Source organism: Jatrophihabitans fulvus, assembly GCF_054781375.1.
Genome location: NZ_BAAGUN010000001.1, coordinates 1,154,881 through 1,181,348 on the forward strand (window position 1 = coordinate 1,154,881; position 26,468 = coordinate 1,181,348).

Annotated in this window: 30 protein-coding genes; 15 read left to right on the top strand and 15 right to left on the bottom strand. The window is 72.8% G+C overall.

The window, feature by feature from the left end; all coding sequences use genetic code 11:
• The first annotated feature begins 90 nt into the window (after nt 1-90).
• Both ACYVP9_RS05635 and ACYVP9_RS05640 read left to right on the top strand, forming a co-directional pair.
• Nucleotides 91-1,365: a hypothetical protein gene (locus tag ACYVP9_RS05635; RefSeq protein ID WP_460603723.1), complete on the top strand. Its 1,275-nt coding sequence runs from the start codon at nt 91-93 to the stop codon at nt 1,363-1,365.
• Nucleotides 1,366-1,420: 55 nt separating this feature from the next.
• Nucleotides 1,421-2,446, top strand: a complete 1,026-nt coding sequence (locus ACYVP9_RS05640) for an Abi-alpha family protein (protein ID WP_460603724.1) — start codon at nt 1,421-1,423, stop codon at nt 2,444-2,446.
• A 1-nt stretch (nt 2,447) separates the two neighbouring features.
• On the opposite strand, the gene ACYVP9_RS05645 is transcribed toward ACYVP9_RS05640, so the two are convergent.
• Both ACYVP9_RS05645 and ACYVP9_RS05650 read right to left on the bottom strand, forming a co-directional pair.
• Nucleotides 2,448-3,077 (bottom strand): flavin reductase family protein, encoded by a 630-nt coding sequence (locus tag ACYVP9_RS05645; RefSeq protein ID WP_460603725.1) that lies wholly within the window; start codon nt 3,075-3,077, stop codon nt 2,448-2,450.
• An 8-nt stretch (nt 3,078-3,085) separates the two neighbouring features.
• Complete coding sequence (locus ACYVP9_RS05650) at nt 3,086-3,931, bottom strand: phosphatase PAP2 family protein (RefSeq protein ID WP_460603726.1); 846 nt, start codon at nt 3,929-3,931, stop codon at nt 3,086-3,088.
• A gap of 70 nt (nt 3,932-4,001) precedes the next feature.
• Between ACYVP9_RS05650 and ACYVP9_RS05655 the strand changes: the two genes are divergently transcribed.
• Nucleotides 4,002-4,916 carry a DMT family transporter gene (locus ACYVP9_RS05655; protein ID WP_460603727.1) on the top strand — a complete coding sequence of 305 codons (915 nt, stop codon included), beginning with the start codon at nt 4,002-4,004 and terminating at the stop codon, nt 4,914-4,916.
• A 10-nt stretch (nt 4,917-4,926) separates the two neighbouring features.
• On the opposite strand, the gene ACYVP9_RS05660 is transcribed toward ACYVP9_RS05655, so the two are convergent.
• The 3 genes from ACYVP9_RS05660 to ACYVP9_RS05670 form a co-directional block, all read right to left on the bottom strand.
• Complete coding sequence (locus ACYVP9_RS05660) at nt 4,927-5,577, bottom strand: VOC family protein (RefSeq protein WP_460603728.1); 651 nt, start codon at nt 5,575-5,577, stop codon at nt 4,927-4,929.
• Nucleotides 5,578-5,660: 83 nt separating this feature from the next.
• Nucleotides 5,661-6,437 (bottom strand): YaaA family protein, encoded by a 777-nt coding sequence (locus tag ACYVP9_RS05665; protein ID WP_460603729.1) that lies wholly within the window; start codon nt 6,435-6,437, stop codon nt 5,661-5,663.
• Nucleotides 6,438-6,447: 10 nt separating this feature from the next.
• Complete coding sequence (locus ACYVP9_RS05670) at nt 6,448-6,924, bottom strand: NUDIX hydrolase (RefSeq protein ID WP_460604302.1); 477 nt, start codon at nt 6,922-6,924, stop codon at nt 6,448-6,450.
• 228 nt (nt 6,925-7,152) lie between these two features.
• On the opposite strand from ACYVP9_RS05670, the gene ACYVP9_RS05675 reads away from it, so the two are divergent.
• On the top strand, nt 7,153-7,782 hold the full coding sequence (locus tag ACYVP9_RS05675; protein ID WP_460603730.1) for a hypothetical protein: 630 nt from the start codon (nt 7,153-7,155) through the stop codon (nt 7,780-7,782).
• A gap of 228 nt (nt 7,783-8,010) precedes the next feature.
• On the top strand, nt 8,011-9,057 hold the full coding sequence (locus ACYVP9_RS05680) for a DUF4192 domain-containing protein (protein WP_460603731.1): 1,047 nt from the start codon (nt 8,011-8,013) through the stop codon (nt 9,055-9,057).
• 22 nt (nt 9,058-9,079) lie between these two features.
• Here ACYVP9_RS05680 and ACYVP9_RS05685 read toward each other — a convergent pair whose 3' ends face one another.
• The 4 genes from ACYVP9_RS05685 to ACYVP9_RS05700 form a co-directional block, all read right to left on the bottom strand.
• Nucleotides 9,080-9,802 (bottom strand): metal-dependent transcriptional regulator, encoded by a 723-nt coding sequence (locus ACYVP9_RS05685; protein ID WP_460603732.1) that lies wholly within the window; start codon nt 9,800-9,802, stop codon nt 9,080-9,082.
• A gap of 344 nt (nt 9,803-10,146) precedes the next feature.
• Nucleotides 10,147-11,484, bottom strand: coding sequence for an RNA polymerase sigma factor SigB (gene sigB, locus ACYVP9_RS05690; RefSeq protein WP_460603733.1), 1,338 nt, complete (start codon nt 11,482-11,484; stop codon nt 10,147-10,149).
• 282 nt (nt 11,485-11,766) lie between these two features.
• Nucleotides 11,767-12,192, bottom strand: coding sequence for a D-aminoacyl-tRNA deacylase (gene dtd / locus ACYVP9_RS05695; protein ID WP_460603734.1), 426 nt, complete (start codon nt 12,190-12,192; stop codon nt 11,767-11,769).
• Nucleotides 12,189-13,709 carry a DUF7059 domain-containing protein gene (locus ACYVP9_RS05700; RefSeq protein ID WP_460603735.1) on the bottom strand — a complete coding sequence of 507 codons (1,521 nt, stop codon included), beginning with the start codon at nt 13,707-13,709 and terminating at the stop codon, nt 12,189-12,191. Before ACYVP9_RS05700 ends, dtd begins: the two co-directional genes overlap by 4 nt.
• An 80-nt stretch (nt 13,710-13,789) precedes the next feature.
• Here ACYVP9_RS05700 and ACYVP9_RS05705 point away from each other — a divergent pair, with 80 nt between their 5' ends.
• Complete coding sequence (locus tag ACYVP9_RS05705) at nt 13,790-14,143, top strand: DUF3099 domain-containing protein (RefSeq protein WP_460603736.1); 354 nt, start codon at nt 13,790-13,792, stop codon at nt 14,141-14,143.
• A 37-nt stretch (nt 14,144-14,180) separates the two neighbouring features.
• Nucleotides 14,181-14,402 (top strand): DUF3039 domain-containing protein, encoded by a 222-nt coding sequence (locus tag ACYVP9_RS05710; RefSeq protein ID WP_460603737.1) that lies wholly within the window; start codon nt 14,181-14,183, stop codon nt 14,400-14,402.
• Here ACYVP9_RS05710 and ACYVP9_RS05715 read toward each other — a convergent pair.
• Entirely contained in the window at nt 14,381-15,538 is a 1,158-nt protein-coding gene (locus ACYVP9_RS05715; protein ID WP_460603738.1) for a YihY/virulence factor BrkB family protein, read from the bottom strand. The two genes, ACYVP9_RS05710 and ACYVP9_RS05715, sit on opposite strands and share 22 nt — an antisense overlap.
• Nucleotides 15,539-15,719: 181 nt before the next feature.
• Between ACYVP9_RS05715 and ACYVP9_RS05720 the strand changes: the two genes are divergently transcribed.
• Nucleotides 15,720-17,447 (top strand): DEAD/DEAH box helicase, encoded by a 1,728-nt coding sequence (locus ACYVP9_RS05720; protein ID WP_460603739.1) that lies wholly within the window; start codon nt 15,720-15,722, stop codon nt 17,445-17,447.
• A 324-nt stretch (nt 17,448-17,771) separates the two neighbouring features.
• On the top strand, nt 17,772-17,987 hold the full coding sequence (locus tag ACYVP9_RS05725) for a DUF7455 domain-containing protein (protein ID WP_460604303.1): 216 nt from the start codon (nt 17,772-17,774) through the stop codon (nt 17,985-17,987).
• A 147-nt stretch (nt 17,988-18,134) separates the two neighbouring features.
• Here the strand turns inward: ACYVP9_RS05725 and ACYVP9_RS05730 are convergent, their stop codons facing one another.
• A complete protein-coding gene (locus tag ACYVP9_RS05730) occupies nt 18,135-19,478 on the bottom strand; it encodes an RNA polymerase sigma factor (protein ID WP_460603740.1) in 1,344 nt (447 codons plus the stop codon).
• Nucleotides 19,479-19,724: 246 nt separating this feature from the next.
• Nucleotides 19,725-20,597: a polyphosphate--glucose phosphotransferase gene (ppgK, locus tag ACYVP9_RS05735; protein WP_460603741.1), complete on the bottom strand. Its 873-nt coding sequence runs from the start codon at nt 20,595-20,597 to the stop codon at nt 19,725-19,727.
• Between the two features lie 50 nt (nt 20,598-20,647).
• Here ppgK and ACYVP9_RS05740 point away from each other — a divergent pair, with 50 nt between their 5' ends.
• Nucleotides 20,648-21,472 (top strand): inositol monophosphatase family protein, encoded by an 825-nt coding sequence (locus ACYVP9_RS05740; RefSeq protein WP_460603742.1) that lies wholly within the window; start codon nt 20,648-20,650, stop codon nt 21,470-21,472.
• Nucleotides 21,473-21,496: 24 nt separating this feature from the next.
• Here the strand turns inward: ACYVP9_RS05740 and ACYVP9_RS05745 are convergent, their stop codons facing one another.
• The gene (locus ACYVP9_RS05745) at nt 21,497-22,084 is read right to left on the bottom strand and encodes a LytR C-terminal domain-containing protein (RefSeq protein WP_460603743.1); all 588 of its coding nucleotides are present in this window, start codon (nt 22,082-22,084) and stop codon (nt 21,497-21,499) included.
• Nucleotides 22,085-22,444: 360 nt separating this feature from the next.
• Here ACYVP9_RS05745 and ACYVP9_RS05750 point away from each other — a divergent pair, with 360 nt between their 5' ends.
• On the top strand, nt 22,445-22,753 hold the full coding sequence (locus ACYVP9_RS05750; protein WP_460603744.1) for a DUF4193 domain-containing protein: 309 nt from the start codon (nt 22,445-22,447) through the stop codon (nt 22,751-22,753).
• Nucleotides 22,754-22,879: 126 nt separating this feature from the next.
• Here ACYVP9_RS05750 and ACYVP9_RS05755 read toward each other — a convergent pair whose 3' ends face one another.
• Nucleotides 22,880-23,674: an SDR family oxidoreductase gene (locus ACYVP9_RS05755; RefSeq protein WP_460603745.1), complete on the bottom strand. Its 795-nt coding sequence runs from the start codon at nt 23,672-23,674 to the stop codon at nt 22,880-22,882.
• Nucleotides 23,675-23,685: 11 nt separating this feature from the next.
• Nucleotides 23,686-24,135, bottom strand: a complete 450-nt coding sequence (locus ACYVP9_RS05760) for a DUF3093 domain-containing protein (RefSeq protein ID WP_460603746.1) — start codon at nt 24,133-24,135, stop codon at nt 23,686-23,688.
• A 25-nt stretch (nt 24,136-24,160) separates the two neighbouring features.
• On the opposite strand from ACYVP9_RS05760, the gene dut reads away from it, so the two are divergent.
• The 4 genes from dut to ACYVP9_RS05780 all read left to right on the top strand — a co-directional run bounded on the left by dut (nt 24,161) and on the right by ACYVP9_RS05780 (nt 26,465).
• Nucleotides 24,161-24,685 (top strand): dUTP diphosphatase, encoded by a 525-nt coding sequence (gene dut, locus ACYVP9_RS05765; RefSeq protein WP_460603747.1) that lies wholly within the window; start codon nt 24,161-24,163, stop codon nt 24,683-24,685.
• Nucleotides 24,685-25,317: a DUF3710 domain-containing protein gene (locus tag ACYVP9_RS05770; RefSeq protein WP_460603748.1), complete on the top strand. Its 633-nt coding sequence runs from the start codon at nt 24,685-24,687 to the stop codon at nt 25,315-25,317. The genes dut and ACYVP9_RS05770 overlap by 1 nt, the downstream gene beginning before the upstream one ends.
• 75 nt (nt 25,318-25,392) lie before the next feature.
• Nucleotides 25,393-25,764: an OB-fold nucleic acid binding domain-containing protein gene (locus tag ACYVP9_RS05775; protein WP_460603749.1), complete on the top strand. Its 372-nt coding sequence runs from the start codon at nt 25,393-25,395 to the stop codon at nt 25,762-25,764.
• Nucleotides 25,761-26,465, top strand: coding sequence for a DUF3159 domain-containing protein (locus tag ACYVP9_RS05780; protein WP_460603750.1), 705 nt, complete (start codon nt 25,761-25,763; stop codon nt 26,463-26,465). Before ACYVP9_RS05775 ends, ACYVP9_RS05780 begins: the two co-directional genes overlap by 4 nt.
• Nucleotides 26,466-26,468 lie beyond the last annotated feature (3 nt).

Genomic DNA, 26,468 nt, shown 5'->3' on the forward strand with positions numbered 1-26,468 from the left:
GTCCGGGGCCCGGGCACGACACACTGACACCCACGCCGGGGTGGCGGTGGCCCCGGACGTGGCCCGGACGCGGCAGGACGAGGGGGTGCGGTGAGCGACAAGCTGATCAGCGAGCTCATCAGCATCCCGCTGTTCACGGGCGTGATCGGCTACATCACGAACTGGACCGGCGTCCTCATGCTGTTCAAGCCGATCCAGTTCCACGGCGTCCGGGTGCCGGGGCTGCGCATCCTGTTCCCGTACCTGCCGCGGCGGGTGCGCATCCTGCCGCTGATCCGCTACGACGGCCGCCTGGGCTGGCAGGGCATCGTGCCGTCCCGGGCCGACAAGATGGCCAGCATCAGCGTCGACAAGGGTCTGGCCAAGCTCGGCGGCATCAAGGACTTCTACCGCGAGCTCGAACCGGACAAGATCGCCGAGCACCTCGCCGCGATCGCGCAGGCCGAGATCCGCGACGTGGTCGAGCAGATCATGCAGCAGGAGAACCCGCAGCTGTGGCACGACCTGCCCCCGGTCGTGAAGGAAGCGGTGTTCAACCGCGTCCGCGCCCAGCTGCCGGCCATCATCAAGCACATCACCGACGAGATCGGCGAGAACGTCGACCAGCTCATCGACGCCAAGCTGATGGTGATCCGCTACTTCGTGCAGAACCCCGAGCTGCTCAACGAGCTGTTCCTCATCATGGGCCGCAAGGAACTGCGGTTCATGCAGAACTTCGGCTTCTACTTCGGCCTGCCGATGGGCTTCGTGCTCGTGGGCGTGCTGCAGGTCGTGCCCGAATGGTGGGTGCTGCCCATCGGCGGCGTCGTCATCGGCTGGATCGTCAACTGGATCGGCCTGAACATGATCTTCGAGCCGGTCCACCCGAAACGCTGGGTGCCCTGGAAACAGGGCCTCATGCTCAAACGGCAGGACGAGGTCACCGAGAAGTACTCGCAGATGGTCGCCGACCGGGTCATCACGCTGCAGAACGTCGGCAACGAGCTGCTCACCGGGCCGCGCAGCGACCGCACCCTGCAGATGCTCGAGGACTCGTTGCGCCCGGCCGTCGACCGCGCCGTCGGGCCCGCCCGCGCGGCCGTCCGCGTCGCGATCGGCGGCAAGGAGTACGACCAGATCCGCTCGTCGGTGGCCACCGAGGCCACCGCGTTCGCGCCCATCGCGTTCAACGACGCCGAGTTCAGCCAGCGGCAGTCGGTGAAGATCTACAACTACATCTCCCGGCAGATGAAGGCGATGGGGCCGGACGACTTCGTCGAGATGCTCCGCTCGGCCATCAAGCAGGACGAGTGGCTACTGTTCTTCCACGGCGGCGCGCTCGGCCTGGTCGCCGGGCTGCTGCACCTCGGCATCTTCGGCGTCTGACCGGCCGCGCCCGCGTGACCACCAGCGGCACGGCACGACTCGCGAGAGGGGACGTGTGAGCGAGCACGGCCAGTTCCCGGGCGGCACGACGCCGACCGGCGACGAGCACTACCCCGAGCTGGCGGCGTCCGTCGGCGAACTGCTCGACGCGGCGCCGCAGGAGTCCCCGGCGGCGCGCCGGGCGGCGACCGGCCCGGCGCCGGGTGCGGTGCACACCGTGGCCCGCCGGCCCCGGCCGTACTGGCGACCGCTGCCCGACCGCATCGCCCGCGCCACCCCGGTCGTCGCGCGCGCCGCCCCCGAGATCGCCCGGGTCGCGGCCACGTCGGCGCTCAACCTCGCCGGCTGGACGCTCAACGCCACCGTCAACAGCGCCGGCTATGTCGCCCGGCGCGCGGCCGCGGGGGAGTCGGCCACGACCATCCTGCAGGAGGCGGGCCGCGACCTGCGGGCGTTCGCCTGGCGGGCGCTGGGCCTGCAGGGCGACCTCGGCGGCTTCGCCCCGACGCCGGCGCCCGACCGCTCGCCGGTGACGCAGGCCGTCCACGGCGCGACGACCGCCGACCTGCAGCGACGCGGCAGCGACCTGCTGCGCCGCAGCAACGACGTGCACGTCGTCGAGGACACCCATCCGGCGTTCGCGCGCATCCTGTCCGAGATCACGCCCGACGAGGCGCGCATCCTGCGCTTCGTCTACCTGGACGGGCCGCAGCCCTCGCTCGACATCCGCACGAACCGGCCGTTGGGCATCGGCTCCGAGCTGGTGGCGGCGGGGCTGAACATGATCGGCGAGCACGCCGGGCTGCGCAACGTCGACCGCATCGACCAGTACCTCACCAACCTGCGTCGCCTCGGGTTGCTCGACTTCTCCAAGGAGCAGGTGCGCAACCCCACGCGCTACCAGGTGATCGAGGCGCAGCCCAAGGTGGTCACGGCGATGAAGTCCGCCGGCCGGGCACCCAAGCTGGTGCAGCGCAGCATCCGGCTCAACTCCTTCGGCGAGGAGTTCGTCCGGACGTGTCTGCCGCTGAACGGCCGCGTCGTGCCCCACCGTGACGGACGCCCCCGCCCGACGGGGTGACTCACGCGCCGGCGCTGCGGCGGCCGTCCGTCCACTGGTCGTAGGTGATGCGCTCGAGCGAGAACACCTCGCCGAGCCGCGACCACTCGCTGCGCCCGAGGCGGGCGAGCGGCGCGAGGGCGATCGGGTCGGGCAGCCCGTCGTCGGCCAGCACCGAACGATGGGCGGCGATGTGCACGATCTCGCCGAACACGGTCGTGCAGTTGCCGATCGGGTACTCGCCGCTGACCCGGCACTCGAACACGACGGGAGCTGCCGCGACGCGGGGCGGACGGACGACCCGGCTCGGCTCGCGGGCCAGCCCGGCCTCGTCGAACTCGCTGAGCTCACCGGGCAGGGGCGTCGCCGAGTCGTTCATCGGGTGCAGCAGCGCGTCCGACCCGACGTTGAGGACGAACTCGCCGGTCGCCCGGACGTTGCGCAGCGTGTCCTTCTCGCCGACCGACACGAAGCACAGCGTGGCCGGGTCGATGCCGGCGACGGTGGTGAACGAGTGCGGCGCGACGTTGTCGACCCCGTCGGCCGAGATGCTCGACACCCACGCGATCGCCCGCGGGATCAGGGATGCCGTCAACCACGGGTAGGTGCCCCGGCCGAGTTCCTGCGGATCGGTCTCGAGGCGTTCGTCCATGGCGCCAGTCAACCGTCCGCGGGCACCGGGGCCGGAGCCGGGGTGCTGTTCGCGTCGACGTCGCGTCGCGTGCGGTGGGCGACCCTGGTGGCCGTCCGCTCGACGCCCGCGCAGACCGCCATGATCGCGACCGCGACGATGCCGTCGGCCCAGAAGTGGTTGGCCGTCGCGACCACCACGACGACGGTGACGACCGCGTGGGCCGGGCCTAGCCAGCGCCAGCGGGAGTCGGCGATGCGCCACACCGCCACGCCGACCAGCACCGCCCACGCGACGTGCACCGACGGCATGGCCGACAACTCGTCCGCCCCGAACCCGAGCCCGTAGACCGACTGCCCGAACTTCTCGGCGGTGTCCTCGTAGCCGGGCAGCAGCCGTGGCGGCGCCACCGGGAGCAGCTGCACCAGGAGACACACGAAGGTCGTCATCGCGAGCACCCGCCGCACCTGTCGGTACCGGTCGCGGTGACGCAGGAACAGCCAGAGCAGGAACACGAACAGCACACCGAAGTGCATGGTCGCGTAGTACAGGTTCGCGACCTGGGCCACGACGTCGCGGACGCCGCCGCCGGTCGTCAGCACCCGCTGCACCGTCGCCTCGGACGGCAGGTGCACGTCGCGTTCGACGCGCTCGATCCACTCGGCCCGGGCGAACGCGCCCGAGGTGCCCAGCACGGACAGCCGGCCCGCCAACTGCCACAGCGCGTACAGCCCGGCGATCATGGTGGCCTCGCGCGCGAACGGGGCCAGGCGGCGGGCGCGGGGCGGCGCCCACAGGGTCAGCCCGGCCGACGCGGCGGCCAGGCCCGCGGTGAGCACCGCGGCCTGCTCCCAGTCGAGCGCGACGGCCTGCACGGGCCACAGTCTGCACTCCCGGCCCCCGCTCCCGGCGACCGTGTCGGTCCCCGGCCCTAGGGTGTCGTCCGTGAGTCGTCGCGGGTGGTTGTTGTTCGCGGCGATGTGCGTCATCTGGGGGGTTCCGTACCTGCTGATCCGGGTCGCCGTCCGCGACATCACCCCCGGCACGCTGGTGTTCCTGCGCACCGCCCTCGGCGGCCTGCTGCTGGTGCCGTTCGCGCTGCGCGGCGGCGGGGTGGCCGACCTGCGGGCGGTGCTGCGGCGGTGGCGTCCGCTGCTGGCGTTCTGCGCCATCGAGATCGCGGGGCCGTGGTTGCTGCTCGGCGAGGCCGAACAGCACCTGTCCAGCTCGCTCACCGGTCTGCTCATCGCGGGCGTGCCGCTCGTGGGCGTCGTCATCGCCGCGGTGCTGCGCTCCGACGACCGCGGCGGCGGGCCGGTCCGCTACGCGGGGTTGCTGCTCGGCCTCGTCGGCGTCGCGGTGCTGCTCGGCGTCGACGTCGGTCAGGTGCACGGCGGCGCGCTGGTCGAGGTGCTGTTCGTGGTCCTCGGGTACGCCAGCGCGCCGGTGATCCTGTCGCGCTACCTGTCCGACCTGCCGAGCATCCCCGTCATCTGCGTGTCGCTGCTCGTCGTGGCGCTGGCCTACCTGCCCTACGCCGCCGTCCGGCCGCCGACGTCGGCCGGCCTCCAGGCGTGGCTGTCGGTGGTCGCGCTGGCGGTCGTGTGCACCGCGCTCGCGTTCGTGGTGTTCTTCGCCCTCATCGCCGAGAACGGCCCGGCCCGCTCGACGGTGTTCACCTACGTCAACCCGGCGGTGGCCGTGCTGCTGGGCGTGCTGGTGCTCGACGAGCCGTTCACCCTCGGCATCGCGATCGGGTTCCCGCTCATCCTCGTCGGGTCCGTGCTCGCCGCGCGGCGGGCGCGTCCGCCGCGGGCGGCGACGCCGGAGGGCGCCGCCGCAACCACCGTCGCGGGGTAGCCGGACCCGTTCAGTCGATGCGGACGTCGCCGCGCGGCGTCGAGAACGTCGCCGCCACGACACCGCGCTCGTCGCCGTGCTCGCCGAAGGGCGGCACCCAGCGCACGTCCAGACCGGCGAGCGGCTCGCTCGCGGGCACACCCAGGTACTCGTCGACGACCGATTCGACGCCCGCGATCTCGAGGCCCGTCAGGCTGATGGCCGAGCCGCCGTGGGCCGGGTGCTCGGAATCGTCGATCTCCCACTGCGCGAAGAACGGCAGCTGCGGGTCCTCGGTGAGGTCGTTGATGCCGATCTGGCGCCACCGCAGGTCGAATCCGTCCGGACGGCGCCGGTGCCCCTGCGCAGCCGCGCGGCCGAGGCGCCGCTCGATGGGGGCGATGTCGTCGACGCGGATCGCCCACGCCAGCCAGCCGCCACCGGCCTCGGCCTTGTCGCGCACGGCGCGCCCGAAGGGCGCCCGGTCGGCGGCCGGATGGTCCAGCGCCTTGACGATCTCGAGGTACGTCATGTTCGCCAGCGGCAGCACGACGTTGCGGGTGCCGAAGGACGGGTGGATGCCGCCGTCGACGAAGCCGGCCCCCAACCGCGATCCGATGCGCTGCATGCAGGCGGCGAGCCCCTCGGGGCCCGCGACGTAGGACAGATGATCCAGGCGCATCGCCACATCGTGTCCGACCGCTCCGGGCCGGTGACAGGCGGGTCCGGTGGGCTCGCCGTCCGGACGACTCGTTCGTTCGCCGATCAGCCCGTGACGACGTCCAGGCCGCCGTCGGGCCGTACCTCGCTGCCGTGGCCGCCGCAGGTGAGCCATGCGGCCGCCACGTCCTGCACGTCCGCCACCGGGTCGCCGCCCAGAGCCCGGCGCACCAGGGCGGCGGTCAGCAGCCCCTTCGAGAACTTGCTGGTGTAGCTCACGACCCCGTACCCGCCGGACGGAACGGGCGACAGCACCCGCACCGGCACCACGCGGGCGGCCAGCCGACCCTTCGGCCGCCACATCGACGCGTAGTCGCCGGAGCGCAGGTCGACGACCAGGCCGGTGCGCAGCAGTCGCGGCACGACCTCGTCCAGCACCGGGCGCCAGAACGTGCCGGCGACGCCGATGCCGGGCAGCACGGCCTTGGCCGGCACCCGGTAGTCGGGGACGGCCTCGTCGCCGCGCACGACGCCGAGCAGACCCGAGAAGACCCAGGTGCTGCGCGCGGCGAGCCGCTGCTCGGCCACGGTCATGGTGGCGTGGGCGAGGCCGTCGTAGACGACGCCCGCGTACCGGCTCAGCGCGGCAGTGGTGCGGGAGTCGCGCACGGCGCGGTCGGTCTCGAGGGCCGCGGCCGCGACCCCGGCCGGCAGCAGCAGCGCCTCGGCGGCGGCGTCCGCGTCGCCGCTCACGAGCTCGGCGAGGGCGTCGAGCACCTGCCGGCGCGGCTCGGCGAGCGGGCCGCTCGCCGTCCGGGTGCGCAGCGGACGGCCGCGGCCCCCCGGGTGCTTCGTCTCGCTGGGCGGCAGCAGCACGTGCATCCGCGCGACGCTATCCGACGTCGCGCCGGTCGGTGACCCGCTCCCGCAGCACCGGCCAGGTGGCGGCGAACCCGCGGTGCAGCGGCAGCCGGTCGACCTCCCCGAGCGGCAACCAGCGCATCTCGTCGCTCTCGGCGTTGGCGCTGCGCACGGGTGCGGCGTCCTCCCGGTGCGCGAGCAGGGTCGTGTACGACCACGGGCCGTGGTCGTCGACCAGCTCGTCGTAGACGGTCAGGGCGTCGAGGTCGAGCGACGTCTCCTCGCCCGCCTCCCGCAGCGCCGCCTCGATCGGACGCTCGTGCGAGTCGCGGGCGCCGCCGGGCAGGGCCCAGGTGCCGCCGTCGTGCGTCCAGGCGGCGCGCATCTGCAACAGCACGACCGGACCGTCGTCGGTGGTGGCGGTGACCAGCAGCCCCGCAGCGCCGTGCCGGCCCCAGTGCGTGCGCCCGCAGCTGCAGTGCACCCAGCCGTTGCCGTCGCCCAACACGCGTCCCGCCGACTCGTCCGTCGAGGAGCCCGACACCGGGCTCGCGAAGTGAAGTGACGCCGACCCGCCAGGTCGCCTCTCGGCGGAAGGCCGCTCGTGGCGGCAGTTGTGAGACCGGGGGCCATGATGCGGGCCGACGTCGCTCTCCACGGTACCCAAGCGCGAACCGATGCGCCGCCGGGTCCGGCGACCGTCCGGATGGGCGTGCCGATCCGTATCGTGGTCGCGGTGGAATCCCGTCCGCACCGCCCCGCGCGCTTCGCCGATCTCACCGAGATCATCGACGCCGCCGGTGGCGCCAACGCGCCCGGCACCCGCGCCGAGCTGGCCGCCACCACGGCCGCGGCCGTCGTGGCTGCGGGCCGTACCCGCGCCGCGGACGCGGACGGCACCGCCGCCGACGGGGAGGTGTTCGTCGAGCTGGCCGACCGGGTCGGGCTCGACACCCTGGCCGCGCTGTGGCGCGGCAGCGACCCGGTGAGCCTGCCGGGGGTGCTCTGGACGCTGTACCTGCTGCGGCAGTGGTGCCGTTCGGACGCCGATCAGGTCGTGCGGCTGTGGCGCGACGGCGAAGCCCTCGCGCCCGCCGACGCGGTGGTGGCGGGACTGTCCGACTTCGCCGACGCGGCCGCCGTCGAACGCTTCGCCGACGCCGTGCTCGCCGGCGCGTTCCGCGGTGACCTCGACGTCGCGCTCGAGCGCGCGGCGGCGTTCTTCCGCGTGGTGGCGAGCGGACGTCGCACCGCGCGGCGTGAGGCGGACGCCGAGTTGGCCGGCGACTTCGCCGAACGCAACGACCGTGCCGCCGCGTCGCTGCGGACGGCGGCGGGCCTGTGGCGGCGGGGCGACCTGCACTGACGGCGACGCACTGACGGCGACGCGCCGACGGCGACGCGCTGATGGCGACGCGCCGACGGCGACGCGCTGATGGCGACGCGCTGATGGCGATGCGCCGAGCGGCCTGATCGCGTCCCGCTAGCACACGCGGCCGACAGCAGCGGTCCGCGCCGTCCACAGACCGCCGGTCGTCCACAGCCGGCGTCGTCGCCGCGCGCCGCTCCCTGCCGGCCCGTGAGGCTTCCGGCCATGACACGACGTCGCCCCCGCCGCAGCCCCGGCCGGTCCTCGAGTCGCCACCGCCTCTCCGGACCGGCCGAGCTGGTGCAGGCCGTGCCGTACCTGCTCGGATTCCATCCCCGGCGCAGCGTCGTCCTCGTGGGCCTGCACGACGGCTCGCTCGTCGTCACGGCCCGGCTCGACATCGCCGACTGCGTCCGCACCGACGGCTGGGGCCGGGCGGGAGCGGTGACGAACACGCTGGCCACGCTCACCGGCAGCGGGGTCACCGAGGTCGTGGTCGTCGTCGCGGGAGACGACGAACCCGCAGCCGCGCCGCCGCTGCCCCTCTGGCCGCTCGCAGAGCAGGTCGAGGCGGCCGTCGTCGAGTCCGGATGCGTGCCGATCGAGGTCGTCTACCTGCACGGCGGACGGTGGTGGTCCTACACCTGCGCCGACGCCTACTGCTGCCCGCCCGACGGTTCGGCGGTACCCGAGATGCCGTCGGCGTTCCTCGCCGAGGCCACGTTCCGGGGCATGGTGGCGTTGCCCGACCGCGAAGCCATGGCCGCCCAGCTCGACCCGCTGCCCGCGCCGGAGCGGGCGCGGTTGCGATTCGCCGTGGCCGCCGCCGAGCGCGACGCGGCCCGCGCCGAGGCCGAGGGTGCGGGTGATCGGCATGCCCGGGCGGCGAAACGGGCACTGTTCGCGGCGGCGCGGCACAGCGAGGAGGCGCGGGCGCCCGCCGTCGACGACGACGTCGCGGCCGGCTTCGGGGTGGCGCTCGCCGACCGCCGGGTGTTCGAGCCGCTGTGGCTCGCCGTCGACGCCGAGCGGCTCGACGGTCGTCCGCTGTGGCGCGATCTCGCCCGTCGGCTGCCGGCGCCGCTGGATGCGCGGGCACTGTTCCTGCACGGATGGACGTGCTGGCGCCACGGCGACGGCGCCCAGGCGGGCGAGGCGGCACAGCGGGCCGCAGCGAGCGACCCCGAACTGCATCCGGCCGACCTGTTGCTCGGGGTCCTGGCGCGCGGCATCGATCCGCGCACGTTCCCGCGGCTGCGGCGACCGGCCTGATGCGTCGCCGGGGGAGGGTCGGTCAGGAGACCCGGACGAACACGTGGTCGGTGATCTCGTGGTCGAAGCGCTGGCGGGGTCCGCCGTCGTGGGAGACCTCGACGTCGCGGCCCGACGGGGCGATCACGATCTTGTTGCCGGGTCGCATCCCGGCGTCGGTGAGCCGGTGCAACAGGTCGGCGTCGGGCTGCAACAACTCGCTGATGCGATCGACGGCGACCTCGCGCTCGCCCTGCGGCGCCGTGGCCGCCGCGGTCGCGGCGTCGGTGAGACTGACGATGCCCGCGTCCGGCAAGGCGGCGGCACCCGCGGCGGTCACGCCGAGGTCCTCGAGGCCCGGGATCGGGCTGCCGTGCGGGCACACCAGCGGCGGCGTCAGCATGGCGACGATGCGGCGCTCGACCGCCTCGCTCATGACGTGCTCCCACCTGCAGGCCTCGATGTGCACGTCCTCCCAGCCGAGGCCGATGACGTCGACGAGCAGGCGTTCGGCCAGGCGGTGCTTGCGCATGACCGCGACGGCCTCCTGCTTGCCCAGGTCGGTCAGCTGCAGGTGGCGGTCGTCGGCGACGTGCACGAGACCGTCGCGCTCCATGCGGGCCACGGTCTGGCTGACGGTGGGGCCGCTCTGCGACAACCGCTCGGCGATCCGGGCCCGCAGCGGGACGATGCCCTCTTCCTCGAGCTCGAAGATGGTGCGCAGATACATCTGCGTGGTGTCGATGAGCTCGGAATGGTGCGACATGACGCAATCCTAGTGCTAGTGGTGACCGGCGATACGACGACGAACCGCCGCCCCACGGCCCGCCGCAGCGGGGCCGCCGGGACGGCGGTCGAGGCATCCGAGGCTTGCTGGTCGAGGTGCTCCGGGGCTTCGCCCCTCGACCTCTGCCCTCGCCTCGGGATACGAGCAAGCTCGTCTCCGCTCGGCTCAGTTGAGGTGCTCCGGGGCTTCGCCCCTCGACCTCTGCCCTCGCCTCGGGATACGAGCAAGCTCGTCTCCGCTCGGCTCAGTTGAGGTGCTCCGGGGCTTCGCCCCTCGACCTCTGCCCTCGCCTCGGGATACGAGCAAGCTCGTCTCCGCTCGGCTCAGTTGAGGTAGTCCCGCAGGGGCTGCGAGCGGGAGGGATGCCGCAGCTTGGCCATCGTCTCCCGTTCGATCTGCCGAATGCGCTCGCGCGAGAGCTTGAACGTCCGGCCGATCTCGTCCAGCGTCTTCGGCTGGCTGCCGTCGAGGCCGTACCGCATGCGCACGACGGCCGCCTCGCGGGTGTCGAGCGTGTCGAGCACGTCCTGCAGGTGGGCCCGCATGAGCCCGCCCTCGACGACGTCCTCGGCGGCCGAGGTCGCGCGCTCGTCGGCGATGAAGTCGCCGAGCGACGCGTCGTCGTCCGCCCCGACCGTCTGGTCCAGGCTCACGAGGTCGCGCGAGAGGTCGATCAGCTCCCGAACCCGCTCCTCGGTGATGTCCAGCTCGTGCGCCAGCTCGGCGTCGCTCGCCTCGCGGCCCAGCTGCTGGTTCATCTCGCGGCGGATGCGCTGCAGCTTGTTGACCTGCTCGACCAGGTGGACGGGCAGCCGGATCGTGCGCGACTGGTCGGCCATCGCCCGGCTGATCGCCTGCCGGATCCACCAGGTCGCGTACGTCGAGAACTTGAAGCCCTTGGTGTAGTCGAACTTCTCGACCGCACGGATGAGCCCCAGGTTGCCCTCCTGGATGAGGTCGAGGAACGGCATGCCGTGGCCGGTGTAGCGCTTGGCGAGGGACACGACGAGACGCAGGTTCGCCCGCAGCAGGTGGTCCTTGGCGCGCTCGCCGTCGATCATCACCATGCGCAGGTCGCGACGCCGCGCGGGCGTGAGCTTCTCCGCGGTCTCGAGCAGGTGCTTGGCGTACAGCCCCGCCTCGATGCGCTGCGACAGCTCGACCTCGTCGGCGGCGGTCAGCAGCGCGACCTTGCCGATCTCGTTGAGGTACACCCGCACGAGGTCCGCCGACGCCGCGACCTCGTCGAGGTCGAGGGCGCCGCGCGACGACGTCGTGGTCGGGGTGCGGCCGTCGTCGGCGGACGCCGACCCGGCGGTCCGGGTCGGCGCCTCCTGGGTGGCGGTGTCGCCGTCCTGGGACGCCGACTTCGCGCGCCGCGCGGTCGCCTTCGTGGCGGCGGCCTTGGTCGCGGTCTTGGTGGGGGCCTTCGCGCTCGGCTTGCCGCCGGCGGCGCTCCGGGCCGGCTTGGCGGTCTTGGCAGCTTCGGTGACCGGGGCCTCGGTCGTCGCCGCGGCGGTCTCGGACGCGTCGACCGCATCGACCGCGTCGACAGCCGCAGCGGCCGCGGCGCGCGCCGTGCGGTGGGCCCGGGTGGTGGCTGCGTCGCCGGACGCGCGCCGGGGCGTGCGGGCGGTGGTTGCGCTCGGAGTGGTCGTCATGTCGTCTCCACCTCACTGAGAAACGTGGTGATGGTGGGTGTCAGAACCAGGGGTGGCCCGGCGAGAGCACCGCGTCATGGGCTGCGGCGTGCTTCTCGGGGACGGGCCGGATGGAACTGCGCTTCCCGCTGTCATGTGTTCGAACGTGCCGACGGTGGTCGGTGTTCCCGCCGCTGAGACGGGCCCTGCGGTGCTCAGGCCGGGCTCAGCGCGGCGATTCCGGAGGGATCGCGACGAGATCCGGCCGACGGCACCGACGTGAGCGAGGAGGTGCGACGGGCTTCACACCTCGAGCAGCAGGGTCATCGGGCCGTCGTTGACGATGTCTACCCGCATGTCGGCCCCGAATACACCGGTTTCGACCGTGGCGTCGGCCTGTCTCAACGCGGCAACGAAGGCGGCGACGAGCGGCTCGGCGATCGGTCCCGGTGCGGCGGCCGCCCAGGTGGGGCGACGCCCCTTGCGGGCGTCGCCGTAGAGCGTGAACTGACTGACCACGAGCACGCCCGCACCGTCGACCTCGGAGACGCTGCGTTCGCCGTGCAGGATGCGCAGCCCGAGCACCTTCCGGGCCAGGGTGCGCGCCTGGTCCGCGGTGTCGTCGTGGGTGACGCCGACGAGCACCACCAACCCGGTGCCGATGCTGCCGACGGTCCGGTCGTCGACCGTCACCGCGCCGCGGGTCACCCGTTGCACGACCGCCCTCACGCGGACGCCTCCGGGAACAGCAGGAACCCGCGCGAGACCAGGTCCCGGACGACGGGGGCCGCCGCCTGCGCCACGGCGCCCCCGTCGGCGCCCGTCGTCGCCGCGAGCAGCTCGCAGGCCAGTGCGGGGGTGCCACCGGCCGCGCACGCGCCGACGAGCCCGCCGATCGCGTCGTCCGCCTCGAGCTCCCACCGCATGCCATGGGTCTGGCGCAGCACCTGCCGGGCGGTGGACCAGCCGTCGTCCGTCGTCAGGTCGTCGCGGGTGCGCACGACGCCCGGGGCCGGCAGCAGCGGCATGCCCAGCAGCTGCGCGTCGTCGATCGCGGCGAGCCGACGCTGCCGCCGGTGCCAGGCGGCGATCTCGGACCCGATGGGCTGGGACACCGGCTGGACGACGTCCTCGAGGACCACCACCGGGTCGGACGCGCCCCCGGCCCACAGCGTGATGAGCCCCATCCCGACCGCGACGATGCCCTGCGCGGCGAACCAGTCGAGCCAGGCGTCGTAGCGGCCGGTCCAGTCGGGGGAGTCCGGGTCGTGGCCGGCGTCGCGCAGCCAGAGGGTGACGTACTCGCCCAGGTCGGCGACCTCCCGCTGCCAGACCCAGGCGTCGCACCCCGAGTCGGACACCCACTCTGCGACGTGGTCGCGCCAGTCGCCGTCCGCGGGCACGGCCCAGTTCGCCAGCAGCTGTGCGGTGCCGCCGGGCGCGAGCACACCGGGCAGGCCTCGCACCAGGTCACGGCAGGCGGTGTCACCGGGACGTCCGCTGTCGCGGTACTCGTGCTCGGTGACGCCGGGGGAGAGCACGAACGGCGGGTTGGCCACGACGAGGTCGAACCGGTCGCCCGCCACGGGCTCGAGGAACGACCCCTGGCGCAGCTGCCACGCCCGCCCGCTGAGTGCCGCGGTGGTGGCGGCCATCGTCAGGGCGCGCGCGCTGAGGTCGGTGGCCACCACCTCCGACGCGTGCGCGGACAGGTGCAGCGCCTGCACCCCGCACCCGGTGCCGACGTCGAGGGCCCGCCGCACCGGGTCGCGTGGCGTGGCCTGGGCCAGGGTCAGCCCCGCCGCCCCGACGCCGAGCACGTGGTCGGCCGCGAGCGGCCCGGACCGCACGTCGGCGCCGAGGTCGGACACCACCCACCACGGGTCACCGTCCGCCCGGTTCTCGCCGTACGGACGGATTTCGAGCGCCGCCCGCACGTCGCCGTCCGGGGTGCCGTCGAGCAGGCCCGCCGCCAGGGCCGACGGCAACGGCAGCGGGTCGAGCGCCTCGCGGGCGGCGCGGGCCGGCACCGCCCGTCCGAGCAGGAACAGCCGGACGAGCGTGGCGGTGGGGTCGTCGCCGCCCCCGAGGGCGCGGGCGGTGCCGGCCCGGTCGCCGCGCGACTGGGCGGCACGTCCGACCGGGCCGAGGCGCTCGTGCACGAGGTCGACGGTGAAGGCGCCGGCGAGTGCGGTGCGCGCCCGGTCGACGTCGTCGGGGGCCAGCAGCGGTCTCGGGTGGGTCACACAGACCATCGTGATGGACGGCTGGGAACAGGTCGTGCGCAGGACGAGCATTTCGCGCCGCGCGGTGGAACCATTGCGGTATGCGCAACGAGGCACACGGCGGACATCCCGGACATCGGACGGACGACCCGTGGCTCATCACCAGCGCTCCGGAGGTCGCCGGCGACGGCTACGACCAGCGGCGCAAGAAGTACGCGATCATGATGTCGATCCGCGCCCTGTGCGTGATCCTCGCGGCTGTCACCTACCAGCTGTCGATCATCCTGGCGTTGGTGTTCGTCGTCGGCGGCATGGTGCTGCCGTGGTGTGCCGTGCTGATCGCGAACGATCGGCCCGCCAAGAAGCGCGCCCCGGTGCCGAACCTGGCCACCGGCTATCGCACCGAGCGGATGCTCACCGCCGGCGACGACCGCTCCCGCACCATCGACGGCTGAGCCCCGCCGCGCCGTTCGTATTAGGCAGACTGTCGGCATGACCGACACGCAGGTTCTGGAGTCGCCGAGCACCTCCGACACCGACACCGGTCCGGAGATGTTCCACTACGTCAAGAAGAACAAGATCGCCGAGAGCGCCGTCATGGGCACCATGGTCGAGGCGCTGTGCGGCGAGGTCTTCCCGGTCACCAAGAGCCCGAAGCCCGGCTCCCCGGTGTGCCCGGCGTGCAAGGAGATCTACGAGAGCTTCCGCGACTGACGCGCCCGGCGCGCGGCACCGCGCGAGCGCAGCCGCCGTGCCGGCTCGTGGGCGGTGTCGTGGCCGGTTTCGTGTTCGGTGTCGTCGCCGATGTCGTGGCCGGTGTCGTGGTCGGTCTCGTGCCCGTTCACGGACGTCTCCGGGCTCTCGTCCACGATCGGCGTGGGTCCCGAGAAGACCTGCCAGTTGCGCGGGTCCAGCACGCGCGGCTGGCGGCGCTTCGAGGGTTTGTACTGCTCGACCGCGGCGTTGAACTCCGCCCCCAGCAGCACGCCGAGCGCGAGGACGAAGAAGAACAGCAGTGCCGCGATCGGGGCGGCGAGGGTCCCGTAGGCATGGTTCTGGTCGAGGATGAACGCGATGTACTCGCGCAACCCGGCCGATCCCGCCAGGAACACGAGCAGGGCCAGGGTGGCCCCCGGCAGGCCCCGGTGCCAGGGCAGCCGGCGGGGCGGGGCGAGCTTGTAGAACGTGGTCAGGCCGAGCATCAGCAGCACGACCAGCACCGGGTAGTACCCGACGTCGATCAGCGTCGTGACGGTCGGACGGACCCGTTCGGGGAAGGTCCGCCGCAACAACCCCGGGCCCAGGACCATCATCGGCAGCAGGAACACGCCGAGCACGACGGTGCCGAGGAACAGCCACAGGGCCAGCAGCCGGCTGCGCACCGGTCCGCGCAGGTCGCGCATGTCGTAGGCGATGGTGATCGTGTTGACGAAGGTCGCCGTCGCCGACGAGCCGGCCCAGAGGGCCAGCACGAAGCCGATGCTGATGATGTCGGCGCGGTCGCCGCGCAGCACCTCGCGCAGCGTCGGCGAGATGACCTCGGCGACGACCTCCTGGCTGAAGCCGCGCGACAGCGTGTTCTCGATCTGCCGCTCGACACTGCCGACGGTGCGGGGGCCGAACCAGCGCGAGACGTAGCCCAGGGACGCGATCAGCGCGAGAAACAGTGACGGCAGGCTCAGCATCTGCCAGAACGCGGCCTCGGCGGACAGCCCGAGCACGCGGTCCCGCCAGGCCTTCACCACGGCGCGTTTGAGCAGCACGGGGGTGAGCCGCACGGCGCGGGCTCCGGTGCGTCCCGCGCGGCGCAGCCGCCTCACCGCCGACCCCTCACGACGGTCCAGTCTCACCCATCCGGACCTCCATGGGGTCGGCGGCGCGCGGTCCGGGTTCGTTTGCCGACACACCGGCGTGCCGCCGTCGGGGTGTCGCGGCGCCGCGCGTTAAGGTGGGCGGACCGCCCTGGGACCTGCTCGTCCGTCTCAGGGCATCGTCGTGCCGACGGTTCGCAGATGCTGGTTCGAAGGGGTGGTGTGCTTGGCCGCGCCCCTGGCGAACCCGGTGTCCGACGTGCGGTTGCGCGCCTGGCAGGTCGCGGCGCTGGAGCAGTACCGCAGCGAACCGCGCCGACGCGACTTCCTGGTCACCGCGACGCCCGGCGCCGGCAAGACCACCTTCGCCCTGGCCCTGGCCCGCACCCTCATCGCCGACCGGGTCGTCGACCGCGTCATCGTCGTGTGTCCGACCGACCATCTGCGCACGCAGTGGGCGGACGCCGCCGACCGGCTCGGCATCCCGCTCGACCCGTCGCTCAGCAACGGCGTCGGGCCCGTCCGCCCCGACCTGCGCGGCTACGTGACCACGTACGCGCAGGTGGCCGCCAAACCGGCCCTCCATGCCGCGCGGACGTCCGCCAAGCGGTCGCTGGTGATCCTCGACGAGGTGCACCACGCCGGTGACGGCCTGTCGTGGGGCGATGCGGTCGCCACCGCGTTCGACCTGGCGCCGCGGCGGCTCTGTCTCACCGGCACCCCGTTCCGGACCCGTCCGGACGAGCGCATCCCGTTCGTCCGCTACGAGTCGGACGCCGACGGCGGGTGGCGCAGCGAGGCCGACTTCACCTACGGCTATCGCGAGGCGCTGGCCGACGGTGTCGTCCGCCCGGTCGTCTTCGCGGCGTACACGGGCACGTCGCGGTGGCGTAACAGCGCCGGGGAGGTGATCGCGGCCTCGCTGTCGGAGCCGAACACCCGCAAGACCGAGACGATCGCGTGGAAGACGGCGCTCGATCCCCGCGGCAAGTGGGTGCCCCACGTCATCGCCGCGATGGACGAGCGCATCAGCCACCTGCGCCGCACCGGCCAGCCGAACGCCGCCGGCCTCGTGCTCGCCAGCGACCAGGACGACGCCCGCGCGTACGCCGGCATCGTCGAGCAGGTCACCGGCGAGAAGCCCGTCGTGATCCTGTCCGACGACCCGAAGGCCAGCGAGAAGATCGGCGAGTTCACGGTCGGCACCCAGCGCATCGCGGTGTGCGTGCGCATGGTGTCCGAGGGCGTCGACGTGCCCCGCGCGGCGTGCCTGGCGTGGATGACGTCCTACCGGACCCCGCTGTTCTTCGCGCAGGGCGTCGGACGTGTCGTCCGCTCGCGGGCGCCGGGAGAGACGGCGACGGTATTCCTGCCGGCCGTGCGCCCGCTGCTCACCCTGGCCGCCGAGCTCGAGCAGGAACGCAACCACATCATCCCGCCGCCGTCCGCCACGGGCGACGAGGAGCTGCTGGACGTCGAGCGCCCCGAGCCCGAGCCGGGGGAGCGCGACCTGAACGAGCTCGTCGACGCCGACGCCTCGTTCGCCCACCTGCTGCACAGCGGACGGGCGGTGGTCGCGTCCCCACCGCCCACTACCCCGCTGACGGACCTCACCGACGACGACGAGGAGTTCCTGGGTCTGCCCGGCATCCTCACGCCGGAGCAGACCGCCGACCTGCTGGCCCGCCGTGACGGCCACGCCCGCCGCCGGGCCGCCACCGCCAGCGTCGCACCACCGTCGGCCGAGGCCGCGGCCTGGCGGGCGGGCGCGGAGTTGCGGCGCGAGGTCAACCGGCTCGTGTCGGTGCTGTCGGCGCGCACCGGCGCGCCGCACAGCCGCATCCACGCCGACGTCCGCCGGGCGGTGCCGGGTCCGGCGTCGGCCGCGGCGAGCGTCGAGGTCCTCGAACGCCGGCGTGACCATCTGATGGAACTGCTCGGGACGTGATCCGCCCGGCGATCTTCCGGGCGTTCCGGCACAGATCAGGCGTTCGCCGTGGGTGAAATCACGGCGATGGGTTTCGGGAATCCGGCCTGGGGTATCAGTCGTTGGTAACACTTGTAACGACTGATTCACCGACAGGTTCAAGAACCGGCGACGACCGACGATACGAAGGTTGTTGCGAGCAGGTTTCGACTCCAGGGTGTCGCCACCGTGACCGGCGGCGGGATGGTTTCCTGGACGACGAGCGACTTGCTGCACATGACGACGGCCCGACCGGCACCCGCCGCAAGGGCCACAGCAGAAACGAGGTGTCCCGTGACCCCGACGATGACCACCCCTGGTCTGACGGCGTCCGACCGGTGCGACCGGTGCGGCGCCCAGGCCTACGTCCGCGCCACCATGGAGTCCGGGTTCGACCTGCTCATGTGCGCTCACCACTTCCACGAGAACGAGGCGCGCCTTCGCGAGATCGCGGTGTCGATCCACGACGAGAGCGACCGGCTGGGCGGCGTCCCCGCCACCGCCACGCTCGAGGAGCGATAGGCAACCCGCGACCGAAACGACTGCGGCCCCGTCCCTTCTGGGACGGGGCCGTTTTCTGTGCTCCTCCGCCGACGACGGTGGTGATCGAGAAGAGGACGTGCACACCAGGGCGTGCACGTCCTCTTCTTGATCGCTGATCGAGGTGGATCAGTCCAGATAGTCGCGCAGGACCTGGGAGCGGGACGGGTGCCGCAGCTTCGACATGGTCTTGGACTCGATCTGGCGGATGCGCTCACGCGTGACGCCGTAGACCTGGCCGATCTCGTCGAGGGTGCGGGGCTGGCCGTCGGTGAGACCGAAGCGCAGCTTGACCACGCCGGCCTCGCGCTCGGACAGCGTCTGCAGCACCGACTGCAGCTGGTCCTGCAGCAGCGTGAACGACACGGCGTCGACGGCGACGACGGCCTCGGAGTCCTCGATGAAGTCGCCGAGCTGGCTGTCGCCCTCGTCGCCGATGGTCTGGTCGAGGCTGATCGGCTCCCGGGCGTACTGCTGGATCTCCAGCACCTTGTCCGGGGTGATGTCCATCTCCTTGGCGAGCTCCTCGGGCGTGGGCTCGCGGCCCAGGTCCTGCAGCAGTTCGCGCTGGATGCGGCCGAGCTTGTTGATCACCTCGACCATGTGCACCGGGATGCGGATGGTGCGGGCCTGGTCGGCCATCGCGCGGGTGATCGCCTGCCGGATCCACCAGGTGGCGTACGTCGAGAACTTGTAGCCCTTGGTGTAGTCGAACTTCTCGACGGCGCGGATCAGGCCGAGGTTGCCCTCCTGGATGAGGTCCAGGAACGCCATGCCGCGGCCGGTGTAGCGCTTGGCCAGGGAGACGACGAGGCGCAGGTTGGCCTCGAGCAGGTGGTTCTTGGCGCGCTCGCCGTCGCGGACGATCCAGCGCAGGTCGCGCCGCATCTGGGTGGTCAGCTTCTCGTTCGCCTCGTCGGCCTGGCGGACGCGCTCGGCGGCGTACAGGCCCGCCTCGATGCGCTTGGCGAGGTCGACCTCCTCCTCGGCGTTGAGCAGCGCGACCTTGCCGATCTGCTTGAGGTAGGCGCGGACGGAGTCGGCCGAGGCCGTCATCTCCGCGTCCTTGCGCGCCTGGCGCAGCGCCTCGGACTCCTCCTCGGCGTCCTCGTCCCAGCTGAACTCGCTCGACGACTCGGACGACTCGGAGGAGTCGCCGGCCTCGGCGGCCGCGGCGTCGCCGGTGCCCTCGGCGTCGTCGGCCTTCGGGCCGGCCTCGGCGTCGTCGGTCTTCGCGCCCTTGGTGGCGGTCTTGGCCGCAGCCTTCGCCGTCTTCGCGGCGGGCTTCGCGGCTGCCTTCTTGGCGGCCTTCTTCGCCGGGGCGGGGGCGTCGACGGTGGCGGTGCTGGTGCGCCGGCCCGTGGCGGCGGCGGAGACGGGGGCGCTACCCACGCTCACGTCGTCGGTGCCGGATTCGGTGCCGCTGTCGGCGGCGGCGGAGCGGGAGGAGCGGGTGGTGCTGCTGGAAGCCACTGAGGACCTTTCACGACGAGGCACACGCCGGACCGAGGACCGGCGGCGGGGACAGTAGGGGAGACCCCTGGTCGAGAACGTGAACGGGTGGCAGGCCGTCTGTTGGTCGGCTCCGAGTTCGAGCCCAGTACGTGCGCAGTTCCCTTCGAGGGTTCAATTGTAACGACGGGTGCGAACAATGCGAGCGGGCACACGCCGCGCTTCGCCCCGGCCTCACACCCACGCCCCGGACGTGGGGGACGTGCGCTACTCGCCGTGGCGTTCGATGGCCGCGATGGCCGCGCCCACGATGCCCGCGTCGTTGAGCAGCTGCGCCGGCTCGACCGGCGTCCTGAGCTCGAGCAGCGGCACCCACTTCTCGGACTTCTTGCTCACGCCGCCGCCCACGACGAACAGGTCGGGCGTGAACAGCCGCTCGACGTGCTGCATGTACGCGTTCACGCGCTTGGCCCACTGCTTGTAGGACATGCCGTGCTCGTCGCGCACGGACGCGGCGGCGCGGGTCTCGGCGTCGTGACCGTCGAGTTCGAGGTGGCCCAGCTCGGTGTTGGGCACGAGGACGCCGTCGATGAGCAACGCGCTGCCGATGCCGGTGCCGAACGTCAGCATCAGCACGACGCCGGACACGCCCTTGGCCGCGCCGAAGCGGTCCTCGGCGATGCCGGCGGCGTCGGCGTCGTTGAGCACGAACACGTCGCAGTCCTCGCCCGTGGCGGCCGCGACAGCGGCGGTGAACACCTTGTCGGCGTCGGTGCCGATCCACGACGGGTCGACGTTGGCGGCCGACTGCGCGACCCCGTGCTTGATGACGGCGGGGAAGGTGGCCCCGACCCTGCCGCTCCAGCCGGCGCCGGCGACGAGGCTGCCGACGACCTCGGCGACGGCCGCGGGCGTGGCGGGGCGCGGGGTCGGGATGCGCTCGCGAGGCGTCACGAGCGTGCCGGTCGAGGTGTCGACGACGGCACCCTTGATGCCCGTGCCGCCGATGTCGACGCCGAAGGCGTGCGTCGCGGGATCCCAGCTGGACGGGTCGGGCGTCGCGTGTCCCGACGCCGCGGGACCCGACGTCGCGGGGTCACCCGCCGTCGAGTCCGTCGTAGCCGTGGACGCCTCGGTCATGGACGCAGACATTAGTACGCGGCCCGACCGAACCATGGTGCGATGGGTGCATGAGCGACCGTGTCCGTCCCGAACGCGAGCCCCTGGTCGACGAGCTGGCGGTCCTGACCGTGGAGTTGGCCCGACGCGCGGGGACGCTCGTCAGCGACGGACAGGCCCGGGGTTTCGGTACCGAGTCGAAGAGCACCGGCACCGATCTGGTGACCGAGGTCGACCGCCGCGTCGAGCAGTGGTTGCTCGACGAACTGTCCGAGCGCCGTCCGGACGACGCCGTGCTCGGGGAGGAGCGCGGCGGGCGCGAGGGCACCAGCGGGGTCCGGTGGCTGCTGGACCCGATCGACGGGACGGTCAACTTCGTGCTCGGCATCCCGCAGTTCGCGGTGTCGGTGGCCGCCGAGCTCGACGGCACCGTCGTGGCCGGCGCGGTCTGCAACCCGGTGTCGGGCGAGCTGTTCCGGGCCCGGATCGGGGCGGGCGCGTTCCTCGGCGACGAGCGGCTGGGCGGTCCGCGGGGAGTGCCGCTGGAGCGTGCGGTGATCGCCACCGGCTTCGGCTACGACGCCGGCCTGCGGTCGAGGCAGGTGGCGGCGGTCGTCCCGCTGCTGCCGCGCATCGCCGACCTGCGCCGCCTGGGGTCGGCCGCTCTGGACCTGTGCTTCCTGGCCGCCGGGCGGCTGGACGGCTACTTCGAGGCGGGTCTCAACCCGTGGGACTACGCGGCGGGCGCCCTCGTCGCGACCGAGGCGGGGTGTGTGGTGACCCACCCCGACGGGGTCGCCTTCGAACGGTTCCTGGTGGCCGCCGGCGCCGATGTCGCCGACGAGCTGCTCGAGTTGCTGGTGTCCCTCGGCGCCGCGGACGCGCTGCCGGGGTGAGGGTCCGGCAGGTGGGTTGGGCGCTCAGCAGGTGGGCGACGGCGAGGCCGCCGAGGACCCCGACGACGTCGCGGACGAACGCGACCCCGACCCGGTGGGGGACGGCGACGCCGGCGCGATGCCGATCTTGTCCGAGGTGAGTTCCCGGGAGACCCGCTCGGGGTCGGGCAGCGCCTTGAAGCGCGCGCCGAGCGACACCACCACGGTGCCGGACGTGAACGTGTTCGGGCTCAGCTTGGCGCCGGGGAAGTAGTAGCGCAGCAGCTTGGCCGCCTCGGTGCCCTTCGGGCCGTAACGGATGTCGGCGACGCCGAGCACCTTCTTCTTGTCGTTCCCCGCGACGCGGGGCACCAGGAAGCCGCGCTGCACCAGTTCGGTGCGCACGGTGCCGGCCAGCCCGCTGCGGGACGTGCCGTTGAGGACGATGAGCGTCACGGACGACGGGGCCGGCAGCGTCGCGGTCGTGGTCGGCGCGGGCGTGCTCGGGCAGGAGGCCTGGGCATCGCCCTCGTCCCGGCTGACCACACGCCACCAGACGATGCCGGTGAGCAGCAACAGCGCCAGCAGCGCGATCAGGGCCGGCAGGGGCCGGCGCACCGCGCTGTTCGCCATCGGTTCCGCGTCCTTCCGGGTGCGTGCGTGGTCCGTCCGCCACTGCTCGGGCGGCGCAGCGAATGGTAACGGCGGACACTCCCGGAATGAGTTCGGCGGGCCGCGCGTTTGTCGGACACGTCGACGCGGTACCGTTCCGCGGCCGGACGGGCATGAACCCGCCGACCCGGACGTTGGAACCGCCGACGGGTTCGGCACGAAAACGCTACCGAGCCGCGGGTCACGGCACGCATCCGCCGCAGTGACATCGGCCGTATCACCCGCAGCAGCGAGTGAACCCAGAGCACCACCGGAACGTCAAGAACGACGGGACGCGACAGCAGGAACGACAGTGGGGCGACCCACCGAGGAGTTGACAGCATGGCCACCGACTACGACGCACCGCGTCGGGGAGATGTCGACGAACTGAACGAGGACTCCATCGAGGAGTTGAAGGCGCGCCGCGCCGAGGCCCAGTCCGGCACGATCGACGTCGACGAGACCGAACTCGCCGAGTCGCTCGAACTGCCCGGAGCGGACCTGTCCAGCATGTCCGGTGAGGAACTCACCGTGCGCGTGCTGCCGAAGCAGAGCGACGAGTTCACGTGCTCGTCCTGCTTCCTCGTCCACCACCGCAGCCGTCTCGCGCGCGAGCGCAACGGACAGCTCTTGTGCAAGGACTGCGCTTGACCGCCTCCCCGGCACTTCACTGCTGCAGGGCGACCCAGCGCGACGTTCAGTAGACCCGGCTTTTCCCCACTTCCATCCGACCCCCACCCGAAGCCCGGTGCCAGTTGGCACCGGGCTTTCTCGTACCTAGAGGGCAGTGGTGCGCAGGCTCGCGCCGCCGTCGACGACGATCGTCTGCCCGGTGATCCAGGCGGCGTCCGGTCCGGCGAGGAAGGCGGCCGCGGCCGCGACGTCCTCGACCTCGCCGAGCCGGGCCAGCGGGTACTTCGCGGCGGCACCGGCCTCGTCGTCGGCGTAGAGCGCGGTCGCGAAGCGGGTCTTGATCACGGCCGGGGCGATGGCGTTGACGCGGACGGCCGGGGCGAGCTCGGCGGCCAGCTGCGCGGTGAGGTTCAGCAACGCCGCCTTGCTCACGCCGTAGTAGGCGATGCCCGTCGAGGGGCCGAGCCCTGCCACCGAGGCCATGTTCACGACCGCGGCGCCGCCGGCGGGCGACTGCGCCCCGAGCCCTGCGGCCAGCGCATCTCGGGTCCACTGCAGTGCGGCGAGCACGTTGACGTCCATGATCTTGCGGGCGGCGGCCGGGTCGGTGTCGACGACCGGCCCGTAGGCCGGGTTCACGCCGGTGTTGTTGACGAGGACGTCGAGGCGGCCGAAGTCGCGGAACGCGGTGGCGATCGCGTCGGCGCGGTGCGCGTCGTCGTCCGCCTTGCCCGCGACGGTGCGGACGGCGTCGGCCTCGGCGAACGTCGCCAGTGCCTCGGCGAGACCCTCCGGCTTGCGTGCGGTGATCACCACGCGCGCGCCCTCGGCCACGAGCCGCTGGGCGACGGCGAGACCGATGCCCCGGCTCGCGCCGGTGACCAGCGCGACCCGTCCGTCGAAGCGCCGGCCGTGGGAGTCGTCCGCGAGTGTGCTCACGAACGACGAACCTAGAGGTGCGCTCGCAGTGCCGCGACGAGGGCGTCCGGCTGGCGGGTGCTGACCACCCAGTAGGGCGTGGGGTCGTCCTCGTCGTCGACCCAGACCTGGACACCCGGCCCGACCCACGACCGGATGGACACGAACGCGTCCGGGTCGCCCTCGCGGCCGACGACGAGACGCAGCGTCCGCTGGTCGAGCGCGACGGCGCCGCTGACGTACTCGAGCGGCAGGTGGGCGCCGCGCACCCGCAGTTCGCCGCCGGACACCTCGACGGTGCTGCGGCCGAACCACCACACGACCGCGACGGCCAGGGGGACGAGGACGGCGAACGGGATCCAGGCCTCGTCGAGGCCGGCGACGCGGAATTCGGCCGCGAGGATGGCGGCGACGCCGATGGCGACGACGAACCACCACCACGGCGTGCGCAGTGTCTCCCGGTAGGCCACGGCAGTGTCCATCACCGCGAGGGTAACGTCCTGCGCTGTGCAGCCCGACCCGTCCGCCGCCGACTCCACAGGGGCCGTGACCGACCGTCCGGTCGTCCTCGTGCAGCGGCTGGACGCGGGGGTGCCGCTGCCGGTGTACGCCCTGCCGGGCGACGCCGGGGCCGACCTCGTCACCGCGGTCGACGTGGTCCTGGCGCCGGGGGAGCGGGCGGTGCTGCCCACGGGCGTGGCCCTCGCGCTGCCGGCCGGGTATGCCGCGTTCGTGCACCCGCGATCCGGACTGGCCGCCCGCGCCGGGCTGGGCATGGTCAACGCGCCGGGCACGATCGACGCGGGGTACCGCGGCGAGATCAAACTCATCGTCATCAACCACGACTCCGCCCGCGAGCTGCACCTGGCCCGCGGCGAGCGGGTCGCACAACTCGTCGTCCAGCAGGTGGCGCACGCGCAGTTCCACGAGGTCGCCGAACTGCCCGCATCGGTGCGCGGCACGGGCGGGCTCGGGTCGACCGTGGGCGCGGCGGCACTGACCACCGCGGGGACGCAAGGAGGGGACCGGTAGTGCCGGGACGACGCAGGCAGAGGCGCACGGACGCGTCCAAGATCGACGCGACGCCGCCGTGGGAGCAGCGCATCCGCGAGGAGCCGGCCGCGACGACCGGTCCGTTCGACGAGCGCGACGCCCCCGAGGACGAGATCGCGCGCGTCGACCTCGGCGCGTTGCAGGTGCCGGTGAGCGACGGGCTCGACGTCCGCGTCGACCTCAACGAGGTGCGCCAGGTGATCTCGGCGACCCTCGCCGGTCCCGACGGCACGATGCAGCTCGGCGTGTTCGCCGCCCCCCGCAACGAGGGCATCTGGGACGAGGTGCGTGCCGAGATCGCCGAGTCGCTCGAGGCGGCGCGTCGCAAGAGCACCAGCCAGCCCGAGGGACCGTTCGGCACCGAGTTGCGCGGCACCGTGCCCGACGAGTCGGGCCGGGGCGCGGTGCCGGTGCGTTTCATCGGCGTCGACGGGCCGCGCTGGTTCCTGCGCGCCATGCTCGCCGGCCCGGTCGCGAGCGACGAGGCCAAGGCGGAGGCGTTCGAGGACGCGCTGCGCCACTGCATCGTCGTGCGCGGCACCGAACCGCTGCCGGTGCGCGAGCCGGTCCCGCTCAAGCTGCCCGAGGGCGTCGAGCTGCCCGAGGAGTGACGGCCGTCCGATGGGCGTGCTGAGCGTCATCGGACGCGGGCGGCGAAGCCCGGCGACACGTCCTATCCTGGGCGCGTGGGCCGTCGACCGTCGTTGCTGCGCCGCCTGACCGCGAGCGCCGAATCCCTGGATGCCGTCGACCTGCAGGACGAGGTCGAGGTGCGGTCGTGCACCTCGGTCTGCGACCTGAGCCGCGGCAAGTACGTGCGCGTGGTCGGACGGTTGAAGTCCGTCGTCTACACGCCGAGCGAGACGCTGCCGACGCTCGAGGCGCACCTGTTCGACGGGTCCGACTCGATCGAGCTGGTATGGCTGGGCCGCCGGCGCATCGCCGGCGTCGAGCCCGGCCGCCGCGTCATGGCGCGCGGCCGCGTGGGCGTGCACAACGGCCGGCTGGCCATCTACAACCCGTGGTACGAGCTGCTGCCGGCCACCTCCGCCGCGTGAGCGACCCCGACACCGGGGCGTCCGCCGAGGCGGGGGAGCCCGCGCAGGCGGAACAGCGGTCGCTCAAGGAGACCTACCGCCAGCAGATGATCGCCTCGATCGGCGGCTGGCAGGGCGCGCTGATCACCGCGATCCCCACGGCCGTCTTCGTCATCGTCAACGTGGCGACCACGCTGAAGCCCGCCATCATCGCGGCCGTGGGCAGTGCGGTGGTGCTCGCCGGCTACCGCCTGGTGCGCAAGCAGTCGGTGCAGCAGGCCGTCTCGGGCCTGCTGGGCGTCGCGGTGGCCGCGATCATCGCGGCCCGCACCGGCGAGGCCCGTGGGTTCTTCCTGCTCGGCATCTGGACCAGCTTCGTCTACGCGGTCCCGTTCGCGATCTCGCTCGTGGTGCGGCGTCCCCTGGTCGGGCTGGCGTGGGAGTTCCTCGACCCGACGCCGATCGACGGCGAGAAGCCGTGGCACCGCCACCGTCCACTGCTGAGCGCGTACATGTGGGCGACGCTCGCCGCGACGCTCGTGTTCCTCTCGCGCGGCATCGTGCAGCTGCACCTGTACGGCGACAACGCCACCGGCTGGCTGGCGTTCGCGCGCATCGCGATGGGCTACCCGCTGTTCATCGCGGCGGTCGGGTTCAGCTTCCTGGTCGTGACCCGCGCCCGGAAGCGGCTGGCCGCGGCCGCCGGTCCCGAGCCGGCCTGACGT